Genomic DNA, 2,404 nt, shown 5'->3' with positions numbered 1-2,404 from the left:
GGACGAGCGTGCGTCGCCGAGCAGCACCAGCACCGCGCGGGCCGCGGTCCGCAGCGCGTCGGTACGGGACGGAGGAGCGGCCCGCTCCATCCGCACCACCAACGGCAGCACGAACTGCCGCGCCTGGTCACGTGTGCCGGGGTCGGGCCGGAACGGGCTGTCCTCGGGGGCGGTGGTCACGGTGGCCGCGGTGGTCTCGTCGGTGCTCACGGCCTCAAGTCTGCCAGCCGCGCGAGCGGCGCCCGCCGGCCCCGCTCACCCCGAGCAGGCCGTACGCTGCGCCTCCTGCCACTCGCAGGCGGGGCAGAGCGTGATCTCCTCGTACGACTCCGGGTACTCCGTCGGCTTGCGGCACAGCACGCACTCCGCGTACGGCGGGCCGTCCTCCCCCACTGCCTCAAGGGCGTGGGGGGACCCCCAGGGCGGCCTGGTCGCGTCGATCAGGCAGTGGTCGCCGGTGTCGTCGTCGCTCATGGATCCAGCGCAGGACCGCCGGCCGGCAGGTCAGGTGCGGCCGGTCGAGGCGCCGATCAGGTCGGAGACCTTCACCAGGCGGTAGCCCCGCTTGCGCAGCTCCGGCACGACCGCGCGCACCACGCGCTCGGTCGTGGGGGCCGCGCTGCGGGTGCAGTGCATGACCACGACCGAGCCCGGCCGGACCCCATCCAGGACCTGCCGGACCACGGCGTCCGCGTCCGTCGCGAACGCGTCGCCGCTCACCACGTCCCACTGCACCGCGGTGACGCCGAGCGGGCTCAGCGCCCGCAGGGCCCGCTGGTCGTAGCAGCCGCCGGGGAAGCGGAAGTACGGCATCGCGTGCTCCACGCCCGCCTTGCGGAACGCCTCGTACGCGCGCTCCACGTCCGGGCGCATGCGGTCGGCGGACACCGCGGGCAGGCCGTAGCAGTCGGCGGTGAACGCGTAGTGGCTGTGGGAGTGGTTGGCGAGCTCGAAGAGCGGGTCGCCCCCGATGGAGCGGGCCTGGTCGGGGTACTGCTCGGCCCAGCGGCCCGTCATGAACACGGTCGCCGGTGCCTTCAGGGCGCGGAGCGTGGCGATGAGCTCCGGGTTGTCGAAGTGCTCGCCGGCCGCCGCGCGCGGTCCCTGGTCGGCGGTCATGTCGGCGTCGAAGGTGAGCGCGACCGTCTTCCCCCCGGTCCGGGGGCCGTGGCTGAAGACAGGGGTCAGGCCGCCGGCGGCCGGGGGGAGGACCGGGGGCCGGGAGGAGGCGGGCTCGGCGGGGGCGGCGGCGGTGGGCTTCGACGAGGCCGAGGGGTCCGGCCGGCCGGTGCGGGAGGTCTGGGGGCTGCCGCAGGCGGCCAGGGCGGCGCCCAGCGCACAGACGACGGCGATTCGTCGTACGAGTGTGATCACCCGACGAATCTAGGGCCTTTTCCGGTCCCATGAACGGCGGCGCGGCCGCACGCCCACCCACCCGATGGCCACTCCCGCGGACGGACAGGCGGACGGACAGGCGGACGGTGCGGTTACAGGTCCCGCTGCTTCAGCAGCCGCTCGCGGCACTCCTCCACGTCGAAGTCCGCCGCCGGACAGTGCGGGTCCAGCGCCTGGAGGTGTTCGAGGAGCAGGCGGCCGACCGCCCAGTCGCGGTACCACTTGTGGTCCGCCGGGATCAGGTACCAGGGCGCGTACGGGGCCGCGCAGCGGCGCAGGGCGATCTCGTACGCCTCCTGGTAGGCCGGCCACAGGGCGCGCTCGTCGATGTCGGCGGGGTCGAACTTCCAGTGCTTGTCCGGGTTGTCCAGACGCTTGAGCAGGCGGCGGCGCTGGCGGTCGTAGGAGAGGTGCAGAAAGCACTTGATCACGGTCACGCCGTCCTCGGCGAGGGACCGCTCGAAGCCGTTGATCCGGTCGTACCGGTCCTCGATCTCGGAGCGCGGGACGAGGCCGTGGACCCGGGCGATCAGGACGTCCTCGTAGTGGGAGCGGTCGAAGATGCCGATCTCGCCGGGTCGGGGCAGCGCCTTGCGGATCCGCCAGAGGAAGGAGTGGGCCAGTTCCTGCGGGGTGGGCGCCTTGAAGGCCCGGATACGGCAGCCGGAGGGGTTGAGCAGGCCGATGACGTGCTTGACCGTGCCGCCCTTGCCGCTGGTGTCCATGCCCTGCAGCACCAGCAGGATCCGGCGCCGGTCACCGGCGGTGCTCGCCGCCCACAGCCGCTCCTGCAGGGCGGCGAGCGGCTTGCCCGTCCGGGCCGTCTCCGCGCGGCCGGCGGCCTTGTCCCGGGGGCCCGCGGGCGTGGCCGCCGCGTCGTGCGCGGACAGGTCGACCACCTCGCCGACGGGGACGCGCAGCAGGTCGCGCAGAGGGACCTCGGGGTACTCCCGTGCAGGGCCGCGCGGCGCGTCCCGCCGCCGCGCCGTGCCCTCGGAACTTCTCCCGG

The 2,404-nt window shown here is 74.3% G+C and carries 3 protein-coding genes and 1 pseudogene; all 4 read right to left on the bottom strand.

Going from position 1 to position 2,404, the window contains the following annotated elements:
• A pseudogene (locus RH94_RS44985) lies at nt 1-210 on the bottom strand (peptidyl-tRNA hydrolase); the annotation flags it as partial.
• 45 nt (nt 211-255) lie between these two features.
• A complete protein-coding gene (locus RH94_RS29585) occupies nt 256-474 on the bottom strand; it encodes a hypothetical protein (protein ID WP_073951404.1) in 219 nt (72 codons plus the stop codon).
• Nucleotides 475-504: 30 nt separating this feature from the next.
• Nucleotides 505-1,374, bottom strand: a complete 870-nt coding sequence (locus RH94_RS29580) for a polysaccharide deacetylase family protein (RefSeq protein WP_073951403.1) — start codon at nt 1,372-1,374, stop codon at nt 505-507.
• 113 nt (nt 1,375-1,487) lie between these two features.
• The gene (locus tag RH94_RS29575; RefSeq protein WP_073951432.1) at nt 1,488-2,327 is read right to left on the bottom strand and encodes a PPK2 family polyphosphate kinase; all 840 of its coding nucleotides are present in this window, start codon (nt 2,325-2,327) and stop codon (nt 1,488-1,490) included.
• Nucleotides 2,328-2,404: the final 77 nt, after the last annotated feature.

The organism is Streptomyces kebangsaanensis, from assembly GCF_001906585.1.
GTDB lineage: Bacteria > Actinomycetota > Actinomycetes > Streptomycetales > Streptomycetaceae > Streptomyces > Streptomyces kebangsaanensis.
Note: the sequence above shows the minus strand (reverse complement) of the source record. Positions and strands in the feature narration are given on the sequence as shown.